The organism is Bacillus sp. 17RED48 (assembly GCF_019837545.1).
GTDB lineage: Bacteria > Bacillota > Bacilli > Bacillales > Bacillaceae_G > Bacillus_A > Bacillus_A wiedmannii.
The window spans coordinates 301,595-322,779 of record NZ_JADAXG010000002.1 but is presented as its reverse complement, the minus strand read 5'-3'; the positions used below and the strand labels follow the sequence as shown (position 1 = coordinate 322,779).

Annotated in this window: 25 protein-coding genes; 16 read left to right on the top strand and 9 right to left on the bottom strand. The window is 33.6% G+C overall.

All coding sequences use genetic code 11. The annotated features are described in order from the left end of the window. Positions 1 to 163: 163 nt before the first annotated feature. From ILT06_RS08305 to ILT06_RS08280, 6 genes are all read right to left on the bottom strand, one after another. The gene (locus tag ILT06_RS08305) at positions 164 to 889 is read right to left on the bottom strand and encodes a sulfite exporter TauE/SafE family protein (RefSeq protein ID WP_154131539.1); all 726 of its coding nucleotides are present in this window, start codon (positions 887 to 889) and stop codon (positions 164 to 166) included. Between the two features lie 126 nt (positions 890 to 1,015). After that, on the bottom strand, positions 1,016 to 2,236 hold the full coding sequence (locus tag ILT06_RS08300) for an MFS transporter (protein ID WP_154131540.1): 1,221 nt from the start codon (positions 2,234 to 2,236) through the stop codon (positions 1,016 to 1,018). 19 nt (positions 2,237 to 2,255) lie between these two features. After that, complete coding sequence (locus ILT06_RS08295; RefSeq protein ID WP_064476555.1) at positions 2,256 to 2,705, bottom strand: ArsR/SmtB family transcription factor; 450 nt, start codon at positions 2,703 to 2,705, stop codon at positions 2,256 to 2,258. 128 nt (positions 2,706 to 2,833) lie between these two features. After that, the gene (locus ILT06_RS08290; RefSeq protein WP_222655009.1) at positions 2,834 to 4,048 is read right to left on the bottom strand and encodes an MFS transporter; all 1,215 of its coding nucleotides are present in this window, start codon (positions 4,046 to 4,048) and stop codon (positions 2,834 to 2,836) included. Positions 4,049 to 4,053: 5 nt separating this feature from the next. Then, entirely contained in the window at positions 4,054 to 4,521 is a 468-nt protein-coding gene (locus ILT06_RS08285) for a VOC family protein (protein ID WP_098111835.1), read from the bottom strand. 165 nt (positions 4,522 to 4,686) lie between these two features. After that, positions 4,687 to 4,806 carry a YjcZ family sporulation protein gene (locus ILT06_RS08280; protein ID WP_000120179.1) on the bottom strand — a complete coding sequence of 40 codons (120 nt, stop codon included), beginning with the start codon at positions 4,804 to 4,806 and terminating at the stop codon, positions 4,687 to 4,689. A gap of 238 nt (positions 4,807 to 5,044) precedes the next feature. On the opposite strand from ILT06_RS08280, the gene ILT06_RS08275 reads away from it, so the two are divergent. After that, entirely contained in the window at positions 5,045 to 5,263 is a 219-nt protein-coding gene (locus ILT06_RS08275; RefSeq protein WP_002096752.1) for an aspartyl-phosphate phosphatase Spo0E family protein, read from the top strand. A gap of 54 nt (positions 5,264 to 5,317) precedes the next feature. Next, entirely contained in the window at positions 5,318 to 5,506 is a 189-nt protein-coding gene (gene hfq / locus ILT06_RS08270) for an RNA chaperone Hfq (protein WP_000400660.1), read from the top strand. Between the two features lie 25 nt (positions 5,507 to 5,531). Here the strand turns inward: hfq and ILT06_RS08265 are convergent, their stop codons facing one another. After that, complete coding sequence (locus ILT06_RS08265) at positions 5,532 to 6,134, bottom strand: HD domain-containing protein (protein WP_088048433.1); 603 nt, start codon at positions 6,132 to 6,134, stop codon at positions 5,532 to 5,534. Positions 6,135 to 6,306: 172 nt separating this feature from the next. Between ILT06_RS08265 and ILT06_RS08260 the strand changes: the two genes are divergently transcribed. From ILT06_RS08260 to ILT06_RS08230, 7 genes are all read left to right on the top strand, one after another. Continuing rightward, positions 6,307 to 7,137 (top strand): flagellar motor protein MotP, encoded by an 831-nt coding sequence (locus ILT06_RS08260; protein WP_222655008.1) that lies wholly within the window; start codon positions 6,307 to 6,309, stop codon positions 7,135 to 7,137. A gap of 22 nt (positions 7,138 to 7,159) precedes the next feature. Then, positions 7,160 to 7,837 carry an OmpA family protein gene (locus tag ILT06_RS08255; RefSeq protein WP_000977943.1) on the top strand — a complete coding sequence of 226 codons (678 nt, stop codon included), beginning with the start codon at positions 7,160 to 7,162 and terminating at the stop codon, positions 7,835 to 7,837. Positions 7,838 to 7,987: 150 nt separating this feature from the next. After that, positions 7,988 to 8,356 (top strand): response regulator, encoded by a 369-nt coding sequence (locus tag ILT06_RS08250; protein ID WP_000940570.1) that lies wholly within the window; start codon positions 7,988 to 7,990, stop codon positions 8,354 to 8,356. A 129-nt stretch (positions 8,357 to 8,485) separates the two neighbouring features. Continuing rightward, a complete protein-coding gene (locus ILT06_RS08245) occupies positions 8,486 to 10,489 on the top strand; it encodes a chemotaxis protein CheA (protein ID WP_098102201.1) in 2,004 nt (667 codons plus the stop codon). A gap of 173 nt (positions 10,490 to 10,662) precedes the next feature. Continuing rightward, positions 10,663 to 12,306 carry a flagellar motor switch protein gene (locus ILT06_RS08240; RefSeq protein ID WP_154131543.1) on the top strand — a complete coding sequence of 548 codons (1,644 nt, stop codon included), beginning with the start codon at positions 10,663 to 10,665 and terminating at the stop codon, positions 12,304 to 12,306. A gap of 29 nt (positions 12,307 to 12,335) precedes the next feature. Next, positions 12,336 to 13,676 (top strand): transglycosylase, encoded by a 1,341-nt coding sequence (locus ILT06_RS08235; protein WP_154131544.1) that lies wholly within the window; start codon positions 12,336 to 12,338, stop codon positions 13,674 to 13,676. A 27-nt stretch (positions 13,677 to 13,703) separates the two neighbouring features. Beyond that, positions 13,704 to 14,420 carry a hypothetical protein gene (locus ILT06_RS08230; protein ID WP_154131545.1) on the top strand — a complete coding sequence of 239 codons (717 nt, stop codon included), beginning with the start codon at positions 13,704 to 13,706 and terminating at the stop codon, positions 14,418 to 14,420. Between the two features lie 34 nt (positions 14,421 to 14,454). On the opposite strand, the gene cheR is transcribed toward ILT06_RS08230, so the two are convergent. Beyond that, on the bottom strand, positions 14,455 to 15,237 hold the full coding sequence (gene cheR / locus ILT06_RS08225) for a protein-glutamate O-methyltransferase CheR (RefSeq protein ID WP_116349646.1): 783 nt from the start codon (positions 15,235 to 15,237) through the stop codon (positions 14,455 to 14,457). A 39-nt stretch (positions 15,238 to 15,276) separates the two neighbouring features. Continuing rightward, positions 15,277 to 15,774, bottom strand: a complete 498-nt coding sequence (locus ILT06_RS08220) for a flagellar motor switch protein FliG (protein ID WP_098102206.1) — start codon at positions 15,772 to 15,774, stop codon at positions 15,277 to 15,279. A 143-nt stretch (positions 15,775 to 15,917) separates the two neighbouring features. Between ILT06_RS08220 and ILT06_RS08215 the strand changes: the two genes are divergently transcribed. The 7 genes from ILT06_RS08215 to ILT06_RS08185 are packed head-to-tail and all read left to right on the top strand — an operon-like array spanning position 15,918 to position 21,125. After that, the gene (locus tag ILT06_RS08215; RefSeq protein WP_000946323.1) at positions 15,918 to 16,382 is read left to right on the top strand and encodes a YaaR family protein; all 465 of its coding nucleotides are present in this window, start codon (positions 15,918 to 15,920) and stop codon (positions 16,380 to 16,382) included. Between the two features lie 16 nt (positions 16,383 to 16,398). Continuing rightward, positions 16,399 to 16,851 carry a hypothetical protein gene (locus ILT06_RS08210; protein ID WP_048561273.1) on the top strand — a complete coding sequence of 151 codons (453 nt, stop codon included), beginning with the start codon at positions 16,399 to 16,401 and terminating at the stop codon, positions 16,849 to 16,851. A gap of 17 nt (positions 16,852 to 16,868) precedes the next feature. Next, positions 16,869 to 18,167 carry a flagellar hook-associated protein FlgK gene (gene flgK, locus ILT06_RS08205; RefSeq protein WP_154131546.1) on the top strand — a complete coding sequence of 433 codons (1,299 nt, stop codon included), beginning with the start codon at positions 16,869 to 16,871 and terminating at the stop codon, positions 18,165 to 18,167. A 41-nt stretch (positions 18,168 to 18,208) separates the two neighbouring features. Beyond that, the gene (locus ILT06_RS08200) at positions 18,209 to 19,072 is read left to right on the top strand and encodes a flagellar hook-associated protein 3 (protein WP_154131547.1); all 864 of its coding nucleotides are present in this window, start codon (positions 18,209 to 18,211) and stop codon (positions 19,070 to 19,072) included. A 20-nt stretch (positions 19,073 to 19,092) separates the two neighbouring features. Further along, entirely contained in the window at positions 19,093 to 20,472 is a 1,380-nt protein-coding gene (locus ILT06_RS08195; protein ID WP_154131548.1) for a flagellar hook-associated protein 2, read from the top strand. A 22-nt stretch (positions 20,473 to 20,494) separates the two neighbouring features. Continuing rightward, positions 20,495 to 20,863, top strand: coding sequence for a flagellar export chaperone FliS (locus ILT06_RS08190; RefSeq protein ID WP_001149518.1), 369 nt, complete (start codon positions 20,495 to 20,497; stop codon positions 20,861 to 20,863). Beyond that, positions 20,853 to 21,125, top strand: a complete 273-nt coding sequence (locus ILT06_RS08185) for a hypothetical protein (RefSeq protein ID WP_001058080.1) — start codon at positions 20,853 to 20,855, stop codon at positions 21,123 to 21,125. The genes ILT06_RS08190 and ILT06_RS08185 overlap by 11 nt, the downstream gene beginning before the upstream one ends. Positions 21,126 to 21,185: the final 60 nt, after the last annotated feature.

Here is a 21,185-nt window from a genome sequence, read left to right as displayed (position 1 = left end):
CGCTTTTTATCGTTTAGTTAGTATTTTATTTATGATTTTGTATCTCTAAAATATGTTTTTTAGTTATGATGTAAAATACTTCACCGCACGTAATAATATATAAATTCGTTTAAATTTATATATTATTACACAATCTAAAGTATCTTTATCTTGAGAAACTTATTTACAACAAATGCAAACTTTCAATAAGAAGATACATACCCGTGCAACTCAAAAGGATATACGTAAATATTTTGAAAATCCGTTGATTAAGCCATTTGAAAATAATTTGTCCTAAAAATAAACCTAAAAATACAATTGGAATAGCATACAAACTTGATTGCCAAATTGCTTTGTTTGTGCCAGTAAAGAGTATTTGAGTTAGAAGACTAATGAAATATATAAATAGATAAAAAGCTAAAGTAGTTGCTCTCAACTTCTCTTTTTTCGTATCAGTTCCTGTAAAGTAAAGTAACAGGGGTGGTCCTGGCATACCGATACTTGTCGTTAAAAGACCGGATAATCCACCGACTAAGAAATCTCTAGATTTTGTTGATTTAATCTTAAAGTTGCATATTAGCATCAACGTTAATAGTAAGAGCAGGATGCTAATTGCTAATTTAAATGTGTTGATGTTAATGGAAGTGAAAATTAAAATACCAAAAGGAACACCAACTATACTTCCGAAAATTAATCTTTTCATTAGAATAAAATCAATGTCCATTCTTATTTTCCAGATGAGTGATATGGAAATAATTAAGGATAAAATGATATTTATTTGTATAGCTTCTTGTGGTAGAAATAACATGAGTAAGAAAGGTGTTGCCATAATAGAAAAGCCAAAACCTGTACTTGTTTGTAAAATAGAAGCTACTAATATAATACATATGAAAATGAATATAATCTCCAAAATAGCCCTCCTACATAATCAGATCCAATACATATTTTAACATAAAGTGAAACTTTAATCAGTGGGGGTCTTACTGTCCTTTAATATGGGAAAAAAGCGGCATAATAGCCGCTTTTTATATTGCACTTAATATTCCAATGATGACCCTGTAGCTTTAAAATATTTTTCTCGTGAAGGCGTCATTACACGGATTGCTAATAAACAGGAAAGGAAAAGAATGAGTAATGAGCTGCTTATTACAGTGATTTGAACGGAAAGGAATTGTGCGGATGCCCCAATTGCTAAAATGAAAAAGATTTGGATGAAATTTTTTATTGAATCAAACACGCTATCGATACGTCCTATCATATGTACAGGGATGTTATTTTGATAAAATGTTATAAAGCCAGTACCAGCAAATGATGAAGAAATGCCAAGTAAAATGAAACCACTCGCTGCGACTATAAATGAATTTGAAAAGGCGAAAATTACATAGCCTATTGCTGTGAAAATCATACCTAATCCGATACAATGTTGAATTGGTAATCGTTTAGCAAAGAGAGAAACAAGTAATGAACCGAAAACGTAAGCAGCACCAGTTATACTAACAAGCATGCTATATTCCATGTTGGATAAAAACAGTACTTGTTTTGTGAAAACAACCTCTTGTGAATCGAGTGCCATAGAGACAAGCGTAGTAGCTTGAAATAAAACGAATATGAGAATAATGTAACTTTCAGTTCGAGCGAATGAAAAAACTTGTTTCCAATCACTTCGTAATGTTTGTACGAAAGTATTTGCAACTTCTTCGTTTTGCTTTGTTTGTAACGTAATGTTTGGTAAGAAATAAATGAGAATAGTAGAAAGTAGAAAGGAAAGTGAGTTGCAGTAAATAACAAAGGATGCTGAGTACGTGGTGAGAAGTATTCCAGCAAGGGCTGGACCGATAATAAAAGCCCCGCTTGTACAAAAGTTATTCCAAGCGTTGAATTGAGCGCGTTCTTCAGCTCGTATGAGCATTGTTTTATAAGAAGATGAAGCTGGATCGAAAAATGATGTGGCAATACGAGTCAAAAAGATAAAAATATAAATGGCCCAAATAGAATCAAATAGTGGAATACAGCCAATAAGAGCTGCCCGAATTATATCTGTGATGAGCATAATGGACCGTTTGTTTAATCGATCTACTATACTACCAGACCATATTTTTGTAACAACGGTCGCAATTGGACCTACAATCCATAATCCTGCTACAGCAGCAGGGGAGTTTGTGCTATTTAACACCATTACGTTTAGGGCGATGAGATACATAAAATCACCTAAACGAGAAATTCCTGTTCCCGACAATAATAATAATTTATTTTTCATAAGCAGTTGGACCTTTCTTTCATTGTTTTTTAATCCTGCAGGAAATAGCGTATTCCTCTTCGGAGCTTGATTGACGAGCGGTTTTGTTTTCCCAGCGTAATAACACTTGTGTAACTTCCCAAGTAAGCTGTTGTAATTCCTCTGGAGTTAAAAATAAATGAGATACAATATGACTGCCTGTATTCGTTCCTTCTGTGCCGCTTTCTTCAATATAGAAATGAGCAGATTTTGCCTTGTAATATTTTTCAATAATTCCTCGTTTTTCTTTCGTGTCTACTAATTCAAGTAACCCTCCATCATATAAAATTTGAACGTGATAATGAACGCTACCAGCAGATTTATTTAGTTTAGTAGCTACTTGTTTTGCAGTGAGTGCCTCGTCTTTTAAAAGGTGAAGAATTTGAATGCGAGTTGCATTAGAAATGAGCTTCTGCTGCTCAGCTGAAATAGTAAGTCTATCGTCAAACATTATAATATCTCCTTTCTTATGATCTAAATTTATTGTACATTCTAAAAAATTAGAACGTAAGGGAAATAAATCGCCTTTTTCCTTTATATTTCGACATAAATAAAAATAGCATGTACATAAACATGCTATTAAGTGATAGTAGATTCTTCATTAAGTTTCCCTCGATAAAACAAGAACAGCCATATAAAACTCACAAAAATACAGCATATAGCTAACAAGGTACCAATAACTTGAGGAGAAAGAACTTCTAAAAGCCATCCCGTAAAAAACATAGATAACTGAATAAGAGATCCGTAAATGGAATAATGGAATGAAAAAACTTTACCAATCATATTTTCCTTCGTATAAGTTTGAAGTAATGTCGTATCAAGTGGAACGATGATTCCTCCTGCTATGCGCATACAGAATATAGTAATGATACCGATAATAAGTTGATTGGATAAAATAAATCCGAGAAAGAAAATTCCTTGTAGGAGATAGGCCCACCCGAATGCTTTTTTCATTTTTTCTTTATTATGAGACATATAAAGATTAACGAGAAGGCTTCCCATCATAAGCCCAGCCCCTTGAACCGTATATAAAATTCCAATGTTGGTGTGGAAAATTTTTTCGGCATAGATCGTTAGAAGTAGCTGATAAGCGCCTCCAATCATGCCCCATGAAATGCCGACAAGAATTAACGTTAAAATGATTTTTGTTTGTAATATGTATGTGTAACCATCTTTTATATCAGTAAAAAATGCTTTTTTCTTGTTACAAGTATCATGAGAAGGGACACTCATATTATAAATAAAATAGGCTGAAATAAAGTATGACAGGCTATTTACTAAAAAAGCGAATTCAATATGTAAAGATTGTGCAATTATCCCGCCCAAAGAAGCCCCCATAATAGACATAAAACCATTAATTGTACTAGAAAGAGAGTTAGCAGTTACGAAATGATTTTGGTGTACGATATTTTTTAAGGTTGCTTGTTTAGCCGGCTCAAATAAACAAGAAAGTACGGATAAACATATGTTAGAAATGAAAATAATCTCGATTTTATATAGTGCAAATAAATAAGTGAGGACGATTATGCCTCGTAAAATATCGGTAAAAATCAGAATCTTCTTTTTAGAAAAACGATCTACAACTCCGCCTATGAAAGGACTAAGAAGAAGCTGGGGTAAACCTTTACTTATAAAAGTTAGTGCAATCATAAAAGGAGATTCCGTTAGGCTATAGACGAATGTTAATAAAGCTACAGTATGAAACCAATCTCCAAGTACACTTAACGTTTGCCCGTAAAATAGTTTATTGAAGTTTTTATTTGTTTTTAGAAGTGTGGAATAAGAAACTGACATAAAATTTAATCTTTATGTAATGATGATGCTTGAACTTGTTTTTTCCACTCGCTTAAGTACACTTTCTCTGCTGTAGGAAGTCCAATAGGTAATTGTGCAATCAATTCTAAACTATTTCCGTCAGGATCGTTAAAGTATACGGCGGTATGCGCTAATTCTGGAAAAACAATCGGTTCAATTGGTTCCATTCCAAAATCTTTTCGTGCTGAAATGCCTTTTTGATTTAGCCAATGAATCGCATCTTCTAAATCATGTAAGCTTACTTGAAAGGCGATGTGTCGTAAAGAGGGATGATAATTAACTTTGTATTCTGTGCCTTCCCAAAGACCGAGCCAACTTTCGTTTTCTTTAATCCAAAAGAAAGCAATATCATCTCCTCTTTTATATAATTTCAGTCCAAGTGATTCATAAAAAGATATTGATATCTCTAAGTTACTGACAGGTAAATGTGCTTCGTAAAGACCTTTAATCATTGTAATCCTCCTTAGTAAAATATTTCTTATTTCATAGTAAACGTTTTTTTATTAGTTGAAATCACAAAAAGGAGGGATATCACTTCATACGAAAGTATGAAAAAACAGCTCAAATATGAGCTGTTTTCGTATAGTTTTTCGTTCATTTGTTAAGGATAGGATATATTAGTATCCGTATCCGCCGCCACCCCAGCAGCTACATCCGATGATGATTAGAAGGATGAATAGTACGATAAGCAAAGCAAATCCACCGCCGAAACCAGCGCAACTTCCACCATAGCTCATATGTTTTCCTCCTTTTGAGTAAGTTAATCTATATAATTCATGGACTACTATATACAGTATGTTTTTTGTATGGAAAAGGAGCCAGTCTCTTTTGTAATTAGACAAACGCCTGTATGGTTATTTTGATTGTATATTGTGCTAGGGATATGTGAAGAAATCGTTATATATTTTGCGATTTGTTCATAAAAAATATAAAAATTGTAAAAAAAACCATTTTTATATTTTTTTATGAGAGGATTTGTACTATAATTTTACAAGTAATATTATGGGAAAAGGGAGTTTTAGTAAAGAGATGGAGATGGGAAAATTACACAATAAAATAGAAAACAAAAAGAAAGAGCTAATCCAACTTGTTGCTAGACACGGATTGGATCATGATAAAGTTTTGTTATTTAGCCGAGATTTAGATATACTTATTAATAAGTTTATGAATGTAAAAGATAAAGTACACAAATAAATAATTTATAGTTTTTTATATTAAGATATTTTGTAAAAAAGGAGAGAAAAGTATTTGGAACATTTACAAGAAGAGCTATATAAACAAATAAAAGAAGAAAAAGGTATTGTTACAATTTTTTTAAAGAGTGGCGTTAGAATAGTAGGAGAAGTTGTTGCGATAGACAAATTTACCGTTTTAATGTTAGTTGATGGAAAACAACAGCTTATATACAAGCAGGCTATATCAACAATAATGAAATAAGACACTCATATTGAGTGTCTTTTCATTATCGTTTGCAAGCTTCCACGTCAATGCCGGCAGCGAGTAATTTCTTTTCTCCATCCTGTTCAATCATTTTTTGTAATTTAGATAGGAAAGAATCAAAGTTTGTATGCTTTGCTACTTGGAATGTCATTTTATGCTCAATTGGTAGCCACGTATCAATATCAGCTTCGTTATGCTGAATTTTCACCTCAAGCTTATCAAGTGCGTTAGCTACTTTTGCTTCGTACGTTTCTTTCGCTTCAAACTCCATCCATAAATCATATAATTCCTCACCGAGAGAACCTTTTAATGTTCGTTTAATATTTAAAATGGCTTCTTGCTCATTTGTTTGTTTTTGTAATTGTAATTCATGACTATTCATTGTATCAAAAGCAGGAATATCACCAGCTTCAGCTTCGACTAGGTCGTGAATAATAACCATTTTAAGTAATTTTTCAATATTTACTTTTTGATCTAAATAAGGCTCAACTAAAATGGCCATTAGAGACATGCGCCACGTATGTTCAGCAACACTTTCTTGACGTCCGTTAGAAAGCCAGCTATGTCGCATTTCATATTTTAATTTTTCTGCTAGTGCAATGACTTGTAAAATGTTATGTTCCATTGTAATCCTCCTCATATTTCCATACTGTAATTCTAATATGGAAATAAAATGTGTCAATTCTATGAGTATATTGCGATAAATAGATGATAAGCGTATAATACTTATTATATGTGAAAACGCATTATTAAAATAAAAAAATGTTTTATAAAAATGAAAAGGAAAGGGCAGGAATATGGGAGACGAAAATCAAGGATTTGCTAGACCACAAAGAAGAAAAAGGAAGTTTGACATTTCTAGCCCAGTCGGCATTATAGTAGGTTTTGCCATAGTGATAGCGGCAATTATGATTGGCGGCGGAATAAAAGCTTTTAAAAACTTTTTAGATGTTTCATCTATTTTAATTGTCATAGGGGGAACTATAGCGACAATTGTTGTGGCATATCGATTTGGAGAAATAAAAAAATATACGAAAAGCATTTTTACTGTTTTACATAGAAAAGAAGAAAATTTAGAACAGTTAACGGATTTATTTGTTGATTTTTCGAAAAAGTCTAAAAAACATGGCCTGCTTTCTTTAGAAGTTGATGGAGAGCAAGTAGACAATCCTTTTATTCAAAAAGGAATTCGATTAATGTTAAGTGGTTACGATGAAGATGAATTAAAAGAAGTGTTAATGAGAGATGTTGAAACGGAAGTGTATGAGTTAAGAAAAGGGGCAGCATTATTAGATAAAATTGGCGATTTCGCTCCAGCTTGGGGCATGATAGGGACTTTAATCGGTCTTATCATTATGCTTCAAAACTTGCAAGACACATCGCAAATTGGTACAGGGATGGCAGTTGCGATGTTAACGACATTGTATGGGTCAGTACTTGCAAATATGATTGCAATTCCTCTTGCTGAAAAAGTGTATCGTGGTATTGAAGATTTATATACAGAGAAGAAGTTTGTTATTGAAGCGATTTCAGAATTATATCGCGGTCAAATTCCTTCTAAATTAAAGTTGAAACTCGATACATATGTATACGAAACAAAGATAAAAAAAGTAAAACGAGCAGCCTAATATTTCAAGGAGTGGTATGGTTATGATGAAACGACCGCAAAAGGGATCGCCTCGTTGGATGACGACTTTTACAGATTTAACGATGTTATTATTAACTTTCTTTGTATTACTAGTTGCTACATCAAAGCAGGATGCAGTAAAATTGTCAAAGATGCTTGAAAAGTTTAGTGACGTGGAGCAAGTAGATGCGAAAGTAATGGAAAATACAATACCAGATATTTCGCATGAAAAAAATGATGAAAAAATGGTCTCGAAAAAGAGAATGGACGAATTATATAAAAAGTTAAAAGCATATGTAGATAATAACGGTATTAGTCAAGTGAATGTATATCGAGAGGATACGGGAGTAAGCGTCGTTATAGTAGATAATTTAATATTTGATACGGGTGACGCGAACGTTAAACCGGAAGCGAAAGAGATAATAAGTCAATTAGTTGGTTTTTTCCAATCAGTACCAAATCCGATTGTTGTTGAAGGGCATACAGATAGTAGACCGATTCATAACGACAAATTCCCTTCTAACTGGGAGCTGTCTTCAGCAAGAGCAGCAAATATGATTCACCACTTAATCGAAGTGTATAATGTGGATGATAAAAGGCTAGCTGCGGTAGGATATGCAGACACAAAGCCAGTTGTACCAAATGATTCACCGCAAAATTGGGAGAAAAACCGTCGCGTTGTCATTTACATAAAAGAATAGTATATTATCATTTTAATAATAAAATAATGAAAATACGAAAATTCTTTTAAAAAAATATTAAATTTTATCATTTTATTTTGTATAATGAGTGAGAATGATAAGGTGAAATATTAAGATATATTTATACATAGAAGGAGAGAATTAAAAAGAATGGCACATAAAATTTTAGTTGTAGACGATGCGATGTTCATGCGAACGATGATTAAAAACTTATTAAAAAGTAATTCTGAATTTGAAATTATTGGTGAAGCAGAGAATGGAGTAGAAGCAATTCAGAAGTTTAAAGAACTTCAACCGGATATTGTAACATTAGATATTACTATGCCAGAAATGGACGGACTTGAAGCGTTAAAAGAAATTATTAAAATTGATTCAAGTGCAAAAGTTGTTATTTGTTCTGCAATGGGACAACAAGGTATGGTATTAGATGCAATTAAGGGTGGAGCAAAAGACTTTATTGTAAAGCCGTTCCAAGCAGATCGAGTAATTGAAGCTTTAACAAAAGTAGCAAACAGCTAATATAGAAGGGGTGCCACAAGGAATCTAAACATTGATAGCGGATATGCGTGTGGCCCCCTTTTTTCTTGCTTTAAAACACTAAATTGTTATACATAAATGAAATGTTTGTTAGACAGGTAGGGGATGAAAATGCAAACAGATCTATTAAATATATTTTTTGAGGAATCAGAAGAACATTTACAATCGCTAAATGAAAATGTGCTAACTTTAGAACAAAATCCCACTGATATGGATGTTGTGGGAGAAATATTCCGCTCAGCCCATACATTTAAAGGTATGTCAGCGAGTATGGAATTTACGGAAATGGCGGATTTAACGCATAAAATGGAAAACGTTTTAGATGAAATTCGTCATGGGAATATAGTTGTAAATGCAGAGATTATTGATGTGATTTTTGAGTGCATTGATAATTTAGAGAAGATGGTTGCAGATGTGCAACAAGGCGGAATGGGCAATATTGATGTAATTACAACTAAGCAGAAATTAGAAGCATTATTGAATGGCAATGTAGAAACTCCTGCGGAATATATTGAGCAAGAACCTATAAATAATGATGATGCAGTTTCGCATGAAGTGCATATAACTGTTGAGCAACATGCTATTTTAAAAGCAGTACGTGCAATTATGTGTATTGAAGCACTGCAAAATGTAGGTAATGTACAAAAAACAGTTCCAAGTATTGAAGAAATTGAAGCAGATGCTTTCGGGTTTGAGTTCACAGTATTTATGGATACTGATCAAAGTGAAGAAGAATTAAAACAAGTAGTGCTTCATGTTTCTGAAATTGAGAAAGTAGAAGTAAAGCAAGGACATACATTAAAAGAAGTAGTCTCGAAAGAATTGGGTACACAAGAAGCTATGCAGGAAGATTTACAAGCGGCTACGCATGTGGAATCAACTAAAGAAGTATCGAAGCAAGCTGCTAATGCTACACCTGCTAAAAGCGCTGCAAAAACGAAAAATGGTAAAGTGGAAAATCGTTCCATACGTGTTCAATTAGAAAAAATTGAAAGATTAATGAACATGTTTGAAGAAAGTGTAATTGAGCGTGGTCGTATAGATGAATTGGCACAAGCAATTCAAAACAAGGAATTAATTGAGCATTTAAATCGATTAGGCGATATTTCAAAAGATATTCAAAATGTACTACTAAACATGCGTATGGTACCGATAGAAACTGTTTTCAATCGTTTCCCGCGTATGGTACGTATGTTAGCGAAAGATTTAGGGAAGAAAATCGATTTACAAATTACAGGTGAAGACACCGAAGTTGATAAAATTGTTATTGATGAAATCGGTGATCCACTCGTCCATTTAATTCGTAATGCAATTGATCATGGGGTTGAAACTGTTGAACAACGTCGTGATGCAGGAAAAAATGAGACAGGTACGATTAAATTAGAAGCGTTCCATAGTGGAAATCATGTCGTTATTCAAATTACGGATGATGGAAATGGAATTCATAAAGGGAAAGTATTAGAAAAAGCGATTAAAAATGGTGTTGTAACAGAATCTGAGGCAAATAAATTAACGGACCGTGAAGTATTTGATTTGATTTTCCAACCCGGATTTAGTACAGCTGAAGTTGTATCAGACCTTTCTGGGCGTGGCGTTGGATTAGATGTAGTGAAACATACGATCCATAGTTTAGGTGGACACTTAATTATTGATTCTGAAGAAGGGAAAGGTAGTACATTTAGAATTGAACTGCCATTAACGTTGTCCATTATTCAATCTATGCTTGTTCAAACGAATGATAAACGTTATGCTTTCCCTCTTGGCAATATTGTTGAAGCAATTCGGATTAAAAAAGAAGACATTCAATCCTTACAAGGAAAAGATGTGTTAAATTACCGTAATCAAATTATTGAAGTGAAGCATTTAAGTACTGTATTTGGTGAGAAAACAGTAGATGAGGCGTTTGCGTCATATGATGGTCAAATGGTTCCTGTGTTAATTGTTCGTAATACACATCGCAGCTATGGACTTATTGTAAACACAATTATCGGTCAAAGAGAAATCGTCTTAAAGTCATTAGGTGACTTCTTTGCAGAGAGTTCGAATTATTTCTCTGGTGCGACAATTCTCGGTGATGGACGAGTGGTCCTCATTTTAAACCCAGAAGGTTTATAATAGGAATGAAGGAAAGCTCCCCACTTGTATACAATTGGGGAGCTTTTTGGTTAATCGTTACTAATCTAAAAATGGGAATAAATACATATTAACGTTTTATATAATAAGTTTGTTAAAATAAAATGAGAGTTTATATCATTTGATAGAAAAACAGAAATGAGGAGGCAGAGAAAATGCCTGAGCAACACACAAAAGGGGATAAGAGCACAATTGTGCTAGAAAAAGAAAATGAGCATTTAACGCCTCAAGAATGTGATATTCTTGGCGAAATTGCAAATATATCATTTGGTTCAGCTTCGACTGTATTATCAACAATCTTAAATAGGCAAGTAAGTATTACTGCTCCTCGCATAGAATTGGTAGATTTATATGATTCAAGCGACGTCGAAGTTCCACACGTTGTATTAAACATTCATTTTACAAAAGGATTAGATATGGAAAACCTTCTTGTCCTTAAGCAAGATGTTGCATTATCCATTGCTGATTTAATGATGATGGGAACAGGTGAAGTGGAAGACGGAAAAGAACTTGGTGAATTAGAGCTAAGTGCTGTACAAGAAGCGATGAATCAAATGATGGGGTTCGCAGCTACATCTATGTCAGAATTCTTTCAAGATACAGTAGATATGTCTCCGCCGACAATTAAAGTTGTAAAGTTATCAGAAGAAATGGAGAAAATTTCTGAGATTGATGGGAATCAAACGATTGTTAAAGTATCGTTTGATTTAAAGATAGATAATCTTGTAAACTCTAAACTTGTGCAAATTGTTTCAGTTGAACATGCGAAACGAATGGTAAATAAATTAATGCAATTATCTGGTGGAGTAGAAGAAAAAGATGAGCCAGCAGAAGTAGTGGAAACGGAGATTGTAGAAGAACAAGTTGAAAAAGAGCATTTAACACAAGAAGAGAAAGATGTCCTTGGTGAAATTGCAAATATTTCAATTGGTTCAGCTTCAACAGTATTGTCAACACTATTAAATCAGCCAGTTACAATTAGTACGCCCAATGTAGAATCAATTAATGTTCGTCATTATGACGGAGTACCAGTCCCGTTTGTTATTTTAAATGTTGATTTTGTTGAAGGGCTAAAGAATGAGAATGTATTCGTATTTACGAAAGATGTCGCTTTAACAATGGTAGATTTAATGATGATGGGAACAGGGGAAGTTGATCCAGAGAAGGAGCTTAGTGAATTAGAACTGAGTGGTATTAAAGAAATTATGAACCAAATGATGGGGCATGCTGCGACGGCGATGTCAGAAATGTTTCAAGAAAAAATGGACATGACACCACCAAATGTTAAATTCGTAACGTTAAAAGAAGAAATGGAATATTTGGGAGAGTCAATGAAAGTGGACGAACTCGTCCAAATTACGTTCAACCTTGAAATTGGTGACCTGCTTCAATCGAAAATGTATCAAATTTTACCGATTTCAGAAGCGAAAGAAATGGTAAGAAGACTTCTATATCCAATGATGGAAGAGGAAGAAGAGATTGTTACGGAAGAAATTGATGAAGAAAAAATTGTAGAACCTGTTGTGCAACCTATTGAATTTAAAGAAGTAAAACAAATGGAACCAGTATACATGGATACATCCATCTTACAAAATGTAGAAATGAATGTGAAATTTGTATTTGGAAGCACAGTGAAAACAATTCAAGATATTTTAAGTTTACAAGAGAATGAAGCGGTTGTACTGGATGAGGATATTGACGAGCCAATTCGTATTTATGTAAATGATGTATTGGTGGCGTATGGTGAACTTGTAAATGTAGATGGATTTTTTGGAGTAAAAGTGACGAAATCGCTATAAGTCGTTGAAATAGGAGTTTGAGCTAGTAGATGAAAAACGTAAAGTTTTTTCTAATGAGCTGGTTATTCATACATATGTATTTGTTCTTCCCTCTGCAAAGTCAGGCGGAAGAACAAATTGAGCCAGATCAAAAACTAAATGAAATGAATGTACAAGAAGAAAACAAAGAAGTTCAAGAGCAGCCAGAGCAAGTGGAATTGAATCAAGGTAAAGAGGAACAACAAGAAGTAGCAAATGAACAAGAGGTCGAAAAAAAGATAGAGACGGATCAAGGAGTTATTACAGTAAATAAGTCGGAATTAAAAGTTGGCGAAGAAGTGCGGGTTATTGTAGAGCCGAAAGAGCAAAATGTTCAAAGTATAAAAGGTATTTTGCGCTTGCCAAAAAACGGCGATCAGTATGAACAAGAAAGAATGCTATCGTTTAAGTATGAAGAGGAAACGAAGCGATGGATTGCTAACTACAAGGTCGAAACTTTTGATTTGCAAGGTGATTGGAATCTTCAGCTCATTCAAAGTTCTAAAGAAACTGAGAAAGAAGAGCTTATAGAAAATGAAGTGAAAGTCCCATTTATTCGTATAAATAATGACACGCCAACAATAGATAAAGAACTGCCGAAGTTGCATAAAGTTACTGTTGACGAGGCGAAAGAGAAGCTAATTGAACGGAAACAAGGCGATTCTATACGTGTGCGAGTGAAGGCGACAGACGTAGAATCAGTTGTGAAAGAGGTTCGTGTTATATTAAAAGGGAAAGAAAATAAAGAGATTACATTTTTATTAGATTACAATAAGCGCGACATGGATTGGCAAAAAGTATTTGAAATAACGGATGCGTTGCCAATCGGGACATACGAAATACTTGTAGAGATAGTGGATGCGGCCGGCAATAAACTGGTTGAGGAAAGTGAGTATATCGTTTCTATTTTGGAGCAAAAACCAGAAGAGAATAAAAAGATAGAAGAACGAGAGAATGAAGATAAATTAGAAGTTAAGGAAGAACCTGAGAAGCAGGAAGACTCGAAAGTAGAAATCCCGCTTCCAGAAGAAAAACTGCCAGTTGTTCAAATTCCGAAAAAAGAAGAGAAAGTAAACGATCTTATAAAAGAACCATTGAAAGAGAAAGAAAAAATTACTTATGTTATAAAAGAGCCTCTCACAGACAACAAGGAAGTAAATAAAGCGAAGGCTCAAAAAGATAAAGATAATAACAATCAAGTCATTTCGAAAAAGAAAGAGAAAAAAGAAGAGCCAGAAGATAAGAAAGAAGCAAAAAGTGAACAGGGAATACAAGCTTCTAATGTATTTGCTATCATGTCAGGTTTATTCGTATTGTTTTTAGTTTTAAAAAGTAATAAAGAATGGGGCTAATAATTTCATAGTAGTGGAGGCGCTTAGATGGAGATTAAACGTACGACAATTGAAAATAAGACGCTACAACCATTAAAACAGCCTGCAGCTATTTCGGAACATGAAATCCAGAAAGAACGAAAGCATAGTAATCTAGTGTTTACTGGACAGTCTAAGATTATTTCGAGAAATAATGAAATAGGGATTTTACTTGCGAGTTTAGGTGATGGAAAGGTTATGAAGGAAATGCTTTCTAAAGAGATGGATACAGTATTACAACTCTTTAAAAAGTTACATACGTTAACTGGTGAAGGAAAGCAAACAGAAAAAGTATTTGAACAAGTAATGAGAAGTTTACAAGGGCTTGTTAAACAGGCGCATATAAAAGAACTTCCTTTGTTAGATGGAACGTATGATTTCGCAGAAGTACAACTATCATTTGGTAGAAAGGTACATATTCCGTTATTAGATGTAAGTGCACTCATTTCTAGAGTGGAAAGTGATTCTTCAGAAGGAAATATAAATTTAATGGTAACGGTTATTACTGCTTACATAACGAAATTGTCTAACGAAACTATTTTAATTAGCGTTACAGATCGCACTGCTAAAGAGCGGGATGTAAGTGTATGGAGAGCGCTTGCAGAAATGAATATGACACAATTATCACAGGCCCTGAAACAAACGATGCAAGAACATAAATGGTCTATGACATTTCTTTTTCTCTTTGTATGGATTGTTTCTATTATTTTAATTCGAGTTATATAAAAGAGGTCGTCACTTTACATTGTGACGACCTCTTTTATATTTTTTCGTAAAAGAATGTATCAAAGCGCTGAAGATTGTATCGTTCAGGTGTTAAAATTTGTTCAGTACTACCAACAAATAATACGCCACCTTTTCGTAGAGCACGACTAAACTTTTCATAAAGTTTTACCCTTGCTTCTTCAGTAAAGTATATCATTACGTTGCGACAAATGATTAAGTCGTAATTTGTATCGAATGACTGCATTAACAGGTCGTGCTGTTTGAACGTCACGTTTTGCTTAATGTTTTGATGTAATGAATATATATCATTCTCTTTTGTAAAATGACGCTCTTTCAAATCAATAGGTAATTCTTTTAAAGAACGTTCTGTATATTGACCGCGTTTTGCAGTTTCTAAAATGTGAAAATCAAGATCTGTTGCTTGTATTTCAAAACGAAATGGAGCTAAATGTTTCGATAAAATTAAAGAGAGTGTATATGGTTCTTCACCGGCAGCGCAAGCGGCACTCCATACTTTTAATTTTCCGTTATTTTGTTCAAGCAATTTTGGTAGTGCTTTCGTCTCTAATGTTTGCCAACGTTCTTTATTTCTAAAAAACTCTGAAACGTTAATTGTAATATAGTCAATAAAACTTAAAAATAAATTTTGATCGGTACGTAAATTGCTTAAAAAACTAGTGTAGTTCTCAAAGCCCTTTCTCGAAATAAAAGCATCGATTCTACGACGCATTCTATCTTGTTTATATGAAGCGATATCCATATTGAATTGTTGTTTAAAACTCGCGATAAAATGATCATAATCTTGTTCAATTATCATATTTATAATAGGCACAATAACGATATTGTGCCTCCCCCTTTACATCATACGGATTTTTTGTTCAAAGTTTTTTTTCATCTGTTTTTCATGTAAACCTGGTAAATCATAAATAACAGCATCAATTCCTGCTTCTTTTGCAACGTCAACGGGAATGACAGATGTATGCTTGTCCCCATTATAAAAACAGAGAACTAAATCGGTATCTTCGATTATTTGTTTTACAAAAAACATATAATCCGATCGGTAAATGGAGTCGGAAGGATGATCAAAAGTAACATACTCGGCTCCGTGTCTTTTTAAGTAATCAAGGACCTCTTGAAATTCATCTGTTAATGCTTGTAACGGCTGTAGCGTGTAAAGGCATAAATTTTGAGCGAGTCTTTCGTTTTCGATGAAAAAACGAAGAATCTCATTTTCGATAGATTTATAACATAATATGTAAATTTTATGTTTGTGAGCATAGTCAGTTAAAAATTTTTTTATTTCTTCTTGATCTAATGCTGTTAATTGATTTGAACCACAAAGAAAAATATTCATAGATTTGTGCCACCTCATGCTAAATTGTAACATATCTTTTATAAAAAATAACTGCAAAATATTAGTGTTCAGAGTATAATTATAAATAACTGGATTTTACGATTAAGTTTAGGAAGAAATAAAAAAATAAATAGGTGATATATATGCTGCGTTCGATCTCGCATAATCCAATTTTATCGCATATACCGCCTGCTACTCAAATGCCGAAAGAAGCAAATGTCAGGACAGGACTTGCATTTTCGGATAATTTGCATGCAGATCCGAAAAAAGATAAATTGCTAGAACAAATGGAAGCATTTGTCGATAACATTGGAGAAATTAAAGAGAAAATTGAAATGGAATTAACGCTTGATAATGTAATGGAATACAAAAATACAGTAAAATCATTTTTGAATTTTTACGTAGATAATGTATTGCAATATAAAGATGTCATGTCTCGTCATCCGCGTTACGGATATTCACAGAAAATGACGATTGTAAAACAGGCGGAAATGGGATTAAATGAGCTAGAAGATGTTATGAATTTAATTAATACGAAAACGGGACATTTAGAAATGTTAAATCAGATTGGAGAAATCCACGGTTTAATTGTAAATTTAGTCTTGTAAAAGGGAAGGAAGCTATATGTACATACAATTATATGAAAAGCTTGTTATTATTCAAAAAGCATATGAAAACATTCAAGCGCTTGGAGAACAAATATATGAGAATTTAAAACATAAAAATGTAAATGCAGTTCAAAAGTTACAAGTAGAGCAATTGCAGTACATTGATGGTTTAAAAAAGTTATCAAGTTCATTTGAAGAAATGGTTGTTCAGTTTTGTAAAGAACAGGGCGTGGAATCATTTCGCGTAAGTGCGTTATTTTCGTATTTTTCTCATGAAGAAATTGAAAAAATGGAAGAATTACAAAAAAATGTAGCTGAATTAGAAGAGAATGTAAAAATGATTCTTTTGAAAAATCAATATTACTTAAACGTACTATTAAAAACTACAGAAAGTATTGTGGATTCCGTTTCTGAATATAATTTAGAGCGAAACAATAATTCACAAATCTTTATGAACGAACTATTGTAAAGGGGAAGTGAAACATTATGAGATTATCTGATTATAATACGCCGCTATCGGGTTTATTAGCGGCACAAATGGGATTACAAACGACGAAACAAAATTTATCTAACATTCATACGCCTGGTTATGTGCGTCAAATGGTGAATTACGGATCGGCTGGGGCAAGTCAGGGCTATTCACCGGAACAAAAAATAGGTTACGGTGTACAAACGTTAGGCGTTGACCGTATTACAGATGAAGTGAAGACGAAACAGTTTAACGATCAATTATCTCAACTCTCTTACTATAACTACATGAATTCGACTTTATCACGTGTAGAATCTATGGTTGGAACGACAGGGAAGAATTCATTATCTAGTTTAATGGATGGCTTCTTCAATGCCTTTCGTGAAGTTGCAAAAAATCCAGAACAACCAAATTACTATGATACATTAATTTCTGAAACTGGGAAATTTACAAGCCAAGTAAATCGTCTGGCGAAAGGCTTAGATACAGCAGAAGCACAAACGAGAGAAGATATTGAAGCGCATGTCAATGAATTTAATCGTCTTGCTGGCAGCTTAGCGGAAGCGAATAAAAAAATTGGACAAGCAGGTACACAAGTGCCAAATCAACTTTTGGATGAACGTGATCGTATCATTACAGAAATGTCTAAGTATGCAAATATAGAAGTGTCTTATGAATCTATGAATCCTAATATCGCGAGTGTTAGAATGAATGGTGTTTTAACAGTAAATGGACAAGATACATATCCACTTCAATTAAATAAAGAAAAAGAGCCAATGACTGCTGAAATTTACGGTTCGGAAATTCCTTTAACTAGTGGAGCAATCCAATCAGCAATCGATACGAAAGCGAAGATTGCTAGTTATAAGAAAAACCTTGAAGAACTAATGAGTTCTGTAAAGAATGAAGTGAACACAGTAATGGGGAAAGAGTTCTTCGTTGGAGATCAAGCGAAAGATATGAAATTAAACCCTGAATTTGCAAAAGATGTTTCGAAGATGAAAATATCAGCTGAAACAGCAAATAAACTAGCAGCAATTACAGATGGAAAGTATAAAGAAGGTCTTTCTTATAAACAAGCATTAGACCAATTCGTAGTTGGTGTTGCATCTGATAAAAGTGCGGTGAATGCTTATCAAAAAATTCATGGGGATTTATTAGAGGGGATTCAGCAAGAAAAAATGGGTGTTGAAGGCGTTAATATGGAAGAGGAAATGGTTAATTTAATGGCCTTCCAAAAATATTTCGTTGCAAACTCTAAAGCTATTACTACGATGAATGAAGTGTTTGATAGTCTATTTTCGATTATTCGATAAGTGATAGTAATTGATTGAAAATATATAAGGAGGAGATAGAAATGAGAGTATCTACATTTCAAAATGCAAGCTGGGCAAAGAATCAGTTAATGGATTTGAATGTGCAACAACAATACCACCGAAATCAAGTGACTTCAGGGAAGAAAAACCTTTTTATGAGTGAAGATCCACTTGCGGCAAGTAAATCATTTGCGATTCAACATTCATTGGCGAATATGGAACAAATGCAAAAAGATTTAGCGGATTCGAAAAATGTATTAACACAAACTGAAAATACTTTACAAGGTGTTTTTAAATCTTTAACGAGAGCAGATCAATTAACGTTGCAGGCATTAAGTGAGCAAAATGGTGAAAAAGAATTGAAAGCCATCGGTGCAGAGATTGATCAAATTTTAAAACAAGTTGTATATTTAGCAAATACAAAAGAGCAAGGTCGTTATATTTTCGGTGGTGATAGTACAGAGAAACCACCATTTACAGAAGATGGTACGTATCAAGGTGGACAAAATGATGTGAACTGGCAATTAAATGACGGTTATGAATTAAAAGCATTTCGTAACGGTGAAGCGCTATTATCCCCTGTTATAAAAACGTTAAAACAGATGAGTGAAGCGATGCAAAAAGGTGACCAAAAAGCATTACAGCCGTTATTAGGAGAAAATAAGAAAAATTTAGATGGCATCATTAATCGTACAACTGAAGTTGGTTCGACAATGAACACAATGGAGACGTTTAAAACAATTTTAAGCGAGCAAAACTTAGCACTTCAAGAAAACCGTAAAGACATTGAAGATGTCGATTTAGCGGTTGCCATCTCTGATTTAGCTTATATAAACGCAACGTATGAGGCAACGCTTAAAGCAGTTAGTACGATGAGTAAAACGAGTATTTTAGACTACATGTAATCTATAAGGAGTGAGAAATTATGGCAGGAACATTAACAGGTATCGGTGGTAGACAACAAATATGGAACCTCGGAAATAATATGATCGATACATCTAACTTTGTAGAATTAGAAATGCAAGCGTTAGAAATGAGAAAGACGCCTTATGCTAATGAAAAAAACCAACTTTCACAAGATAAACTATTATATACAAGTTTAAAATCAGAATTTAGCTCTTTCACGCAAACTTTTAAAAACTTAGCGGCTTTTAAAGGAAATGAAAAAAAGGTAACAACATCACAAGACGGTTATATTAACGTAAAAGCTGATGGGGGTGCGATTGCCGGCACTTTCAATATGACAATTACACAGCTTGCGCAGCGTCATCAAATAGCTTCAAATGAAATTAAAGATATAAATGCAAAGCTTCCTAAAGATGAAACATTAAAACTAGGTGATAAAGAACTAAAAGTAACAACTGATATGACATATAAAGATTTAATTAACAAAATTAATGATGGAGATTATGGTGTATCAGCTTATACACTTGGAAATAAAATTTTCATGACCTCGAAAAAAGAGGGAACAGATGGACAGATTAAGTTTGAAGCGAACACATCTACACTATTTCAAGATATGGGTTTAGCCAAGGCAGATGGCACAGCGCTCAATACAATTAATGAAGCGCAAAATGCTAAATATAGTATTAATGGTATCACAGATGAAAGTTCTACCAATACAATTGAAGCTCTTCCAGGCGTGAAAATTGAATTGTTAAAAGTAACTGAGCTGAAAGTAGAAGGAACACCAGATGCAGGTACAACAACAGAACCAAAAGCAAAAGGCATAGATCTAAAATTCACAGTAAATGACTCAAACGTAACAGACGCATCAAATATTATTAAAAAGATGGTTGCAGATTATAATAAAGCTGTTGCTACAGTAGATATCTTTGCTGGTAAAGGTGGAGCCTTCCAAGGACAAGCTATTATGCAAAGTGTGCGTCAAGCTATGAACAATGTTGTAACATTTTCACAAGATGGCAATTACTTATTCTCATTTGGTATTCAATTAAAGCAAGATGGAACGATGGAAGTTAATGACGAAGCATTAACGAAAGCGTTAAAAGAAAAACCAGATGCAGCGAAGCAATTTTTCTTTAGTTCTAACGGTTTAGGAAAAATGATGGAAGAGCCACTTGATAAGTTATTTGGTGATAAAGGTGTAGTTGGAGAACGAGTAAAAAACATTGATTCACGTGTAAGTGATTTAGATAAAAAGATTAAAGATATTGAAACGCAAAACTTGCAAAAACAAGATGAAATTGTGAAGAAGTATCAAAAGCTAGAGAGTACATTAGCAGCGCTTGATAGCCAATTAAAAACAATTAAAGCAATGACAAAACAAAAAAGTGATGATTAATGAAAGGTAAGGAAGTGATTGTATGCAAGCATGGCAACGTTATATGCAAAATGATATTATGACGAGTAATCCAATTAAAAATACAATTTTTATTTATGAAAGATGTATTGTAGAGTTTCGTAATTTAGAAGAACTGTTACATACTTTTAAACTACAAGAAGGGGATGCACTTCTTGAAAAGTTAGAACGTATTTTTGAAGAATTAAAGCTTCAATTAAATCCTGAAATTACGAAAGATTTATATGATAGTTTATATGGCTTATACGATTGGATTAGCATTCAAATTCAAACGATGAAAGTAACACGTGAAGCAAAAGACATGGATGCGATTGTGAAAGTGTTACAAGATTTAATAGATGGTTACCGCGGAGCACTTGAAAATGAACAATGATATTTATCGGACGTTTGTCGGCTGTTTTAATGAAATCGGTGAATTGCAAGTGTCAGATGGAGAGTTTGCTGAGAAGAGTGAAATGTTAAATCGCTGGATGATGACATTGGATGAGGAAACACGTGCGCAAGTTGCAGCAGAAGTAAGCCCATTCATTATTAAGGCGGCACAGCATATTCGAGATAAGCAAAAGATTTTGGAAGAAATGATTATGACAAATGATGGGCGCATGAAAGCTAATTCATTTTACGGTAAATTTTAGTGATAGAGTTTAGAAACGGATTCCCCTTTTAAGAGGGGATCCATTCCTTTGTTTAAATAA

Coding starts and splice junctions, on each gene's coding strand:
- ILT06_RS08195 (WP_154131548.1), top strand. CDS start 19,093: ATGGCAGGAACATTAACAGGTATCGGTGGTAGACAACAAATATGGAAC.
- ILT06_RS08190 (WP_001149518.1), top strand. CDS start 20,495: ATGCAAGCATGGCAACGTTATATGCAAAATGATATTATGACGAGTAAT.
- ILT06_RS08295 (WP_064476555.1), bottom strand. CDS start 2,705: ATGTTTGACGATAGACTTACTATTTCAGCTGAGCAGCAGAAGCTCATT.
- ILT06_RS08210 (WP_048561273.1), top strand. CDS start 16,399: ATGTACATACAATTATATGAAAAGCTTGTTATTATTCAAAAAGCATAT.
- ILT06_RS08220 (WP_098102206.1), bottom strand. CDS start 15,774: ATGAATATTTTTCTTTGTGGTTCAAATCAATTAACAGCATTAGATCAA.
- ILT06_RS08185 (WP_001058080.1), top strand. CDS start 20,853: ATGAACAATGATATTTATCGGACGTTTGTCGGCTGTTTTAATGAAATC.
- cheR (WP_116349646.1), bottom strand. CDS start 15,237: ATGATAATTGAACAAGATTATGATCATTTTATCGCGAGTTTTAAACAA.
- ILT06_RS08300 (WP_154131540.1), bottom strand. CDS start 2,236: ATGAAAAATAAATTATTATTATTGTCGGGAACAGGAATTTCTCGTTTA.
- ILT06_RS08245 (WP_098102201.1), top strand. CDS start 8,486: ATGCAAACAGATCTATTAAATATATTTTTTGAGGAATCAGAAGAACAT.
- flgK (WP_154131546.1), top strand. CDS start 16,869: ATGAGATTATCTGATTATAATACGCCGCTATCGGGTTTATTAGCGGCA.
- ILT06_RS08200 (WP_154131547.1), top strand. CDS start 18,209: ATGAGAGTATCTACATTTCAAAATGCAAGCTGGGCAAAGAATCAGTTA.
- ILT06_RS08250 (WP_000940570.1), top strand. CDS start 7,988: ATGGCACATAAAATTTTAGTTGTAGACGATGCGATGTTCATGCGAACG.
- ILT06_RS08240 (WP_154131543.1), top strand. CDS start 10,663: ATGCCTGAGCAACACACAAAAGGGGATAAGAGCACAATTGTGCTAGAA.
- ILT06_RS08265 (WP_088048433.1), bottom strand. CDS start 6,134: ATGGAACATAACATTTTACAAGTCATTGCACTAGCAGAAAAATTAAAA.
- ILT06_RS08215 (WP_000946323.1), top strand. CDS start 15,918: ATGCTGCGTTCGATCTCGCATAATCCAATTTTATCGCATATACCGCCT.
- ILT06_RS08235 (WP_154131544.1), top strand. CDS start 12,336: ATGAAAAACGTAAAGTTTTTTCTAATGAGCTGGTTATTCATACATATG.
- ILT06_RS08260 (WP_222655008.1), top strand. CDS start 6,307: ATGGGAGACGAAAATCAAGGATTTGCTAGACCACAAAGAAGAAAAAGG.
- ILT06_RS08280 (WP_000120179.1), bottom strand. CDS start 4,806: ATGAGCTATGGTGGAAGTTGCGCTGGTTTCGGCGGTGGATTTGCTTTG.
- ILT06_RS08285 (WP_098111835.1), bottom strand. CDS start 4,521: ATGATTAAAGGTCTTTACGAAGCACATTTACCTGTCAGTAACTTAGAG.
- ILT06_RS08290 (WP_222655009.1), bottom strand. CDS start 4,048: ATGTCAGTTTCTTATTCCACACTTCTAAAAACAAATAAAAACTTCAAT.
- ILT06_RS08230 (WP_154131545.1), top strand. CDS start 13,704: ATGGAGATTAAACGTACGACAATTGAAAATAAGACGCTACAACCATTA.
- ILT06_RS08255 (WP_000977943.1), top strand. CDS start 7,160: ATGATGAAACGACCGCAAAAGGGATCGCCTCGTTGGATGACGACTTTT.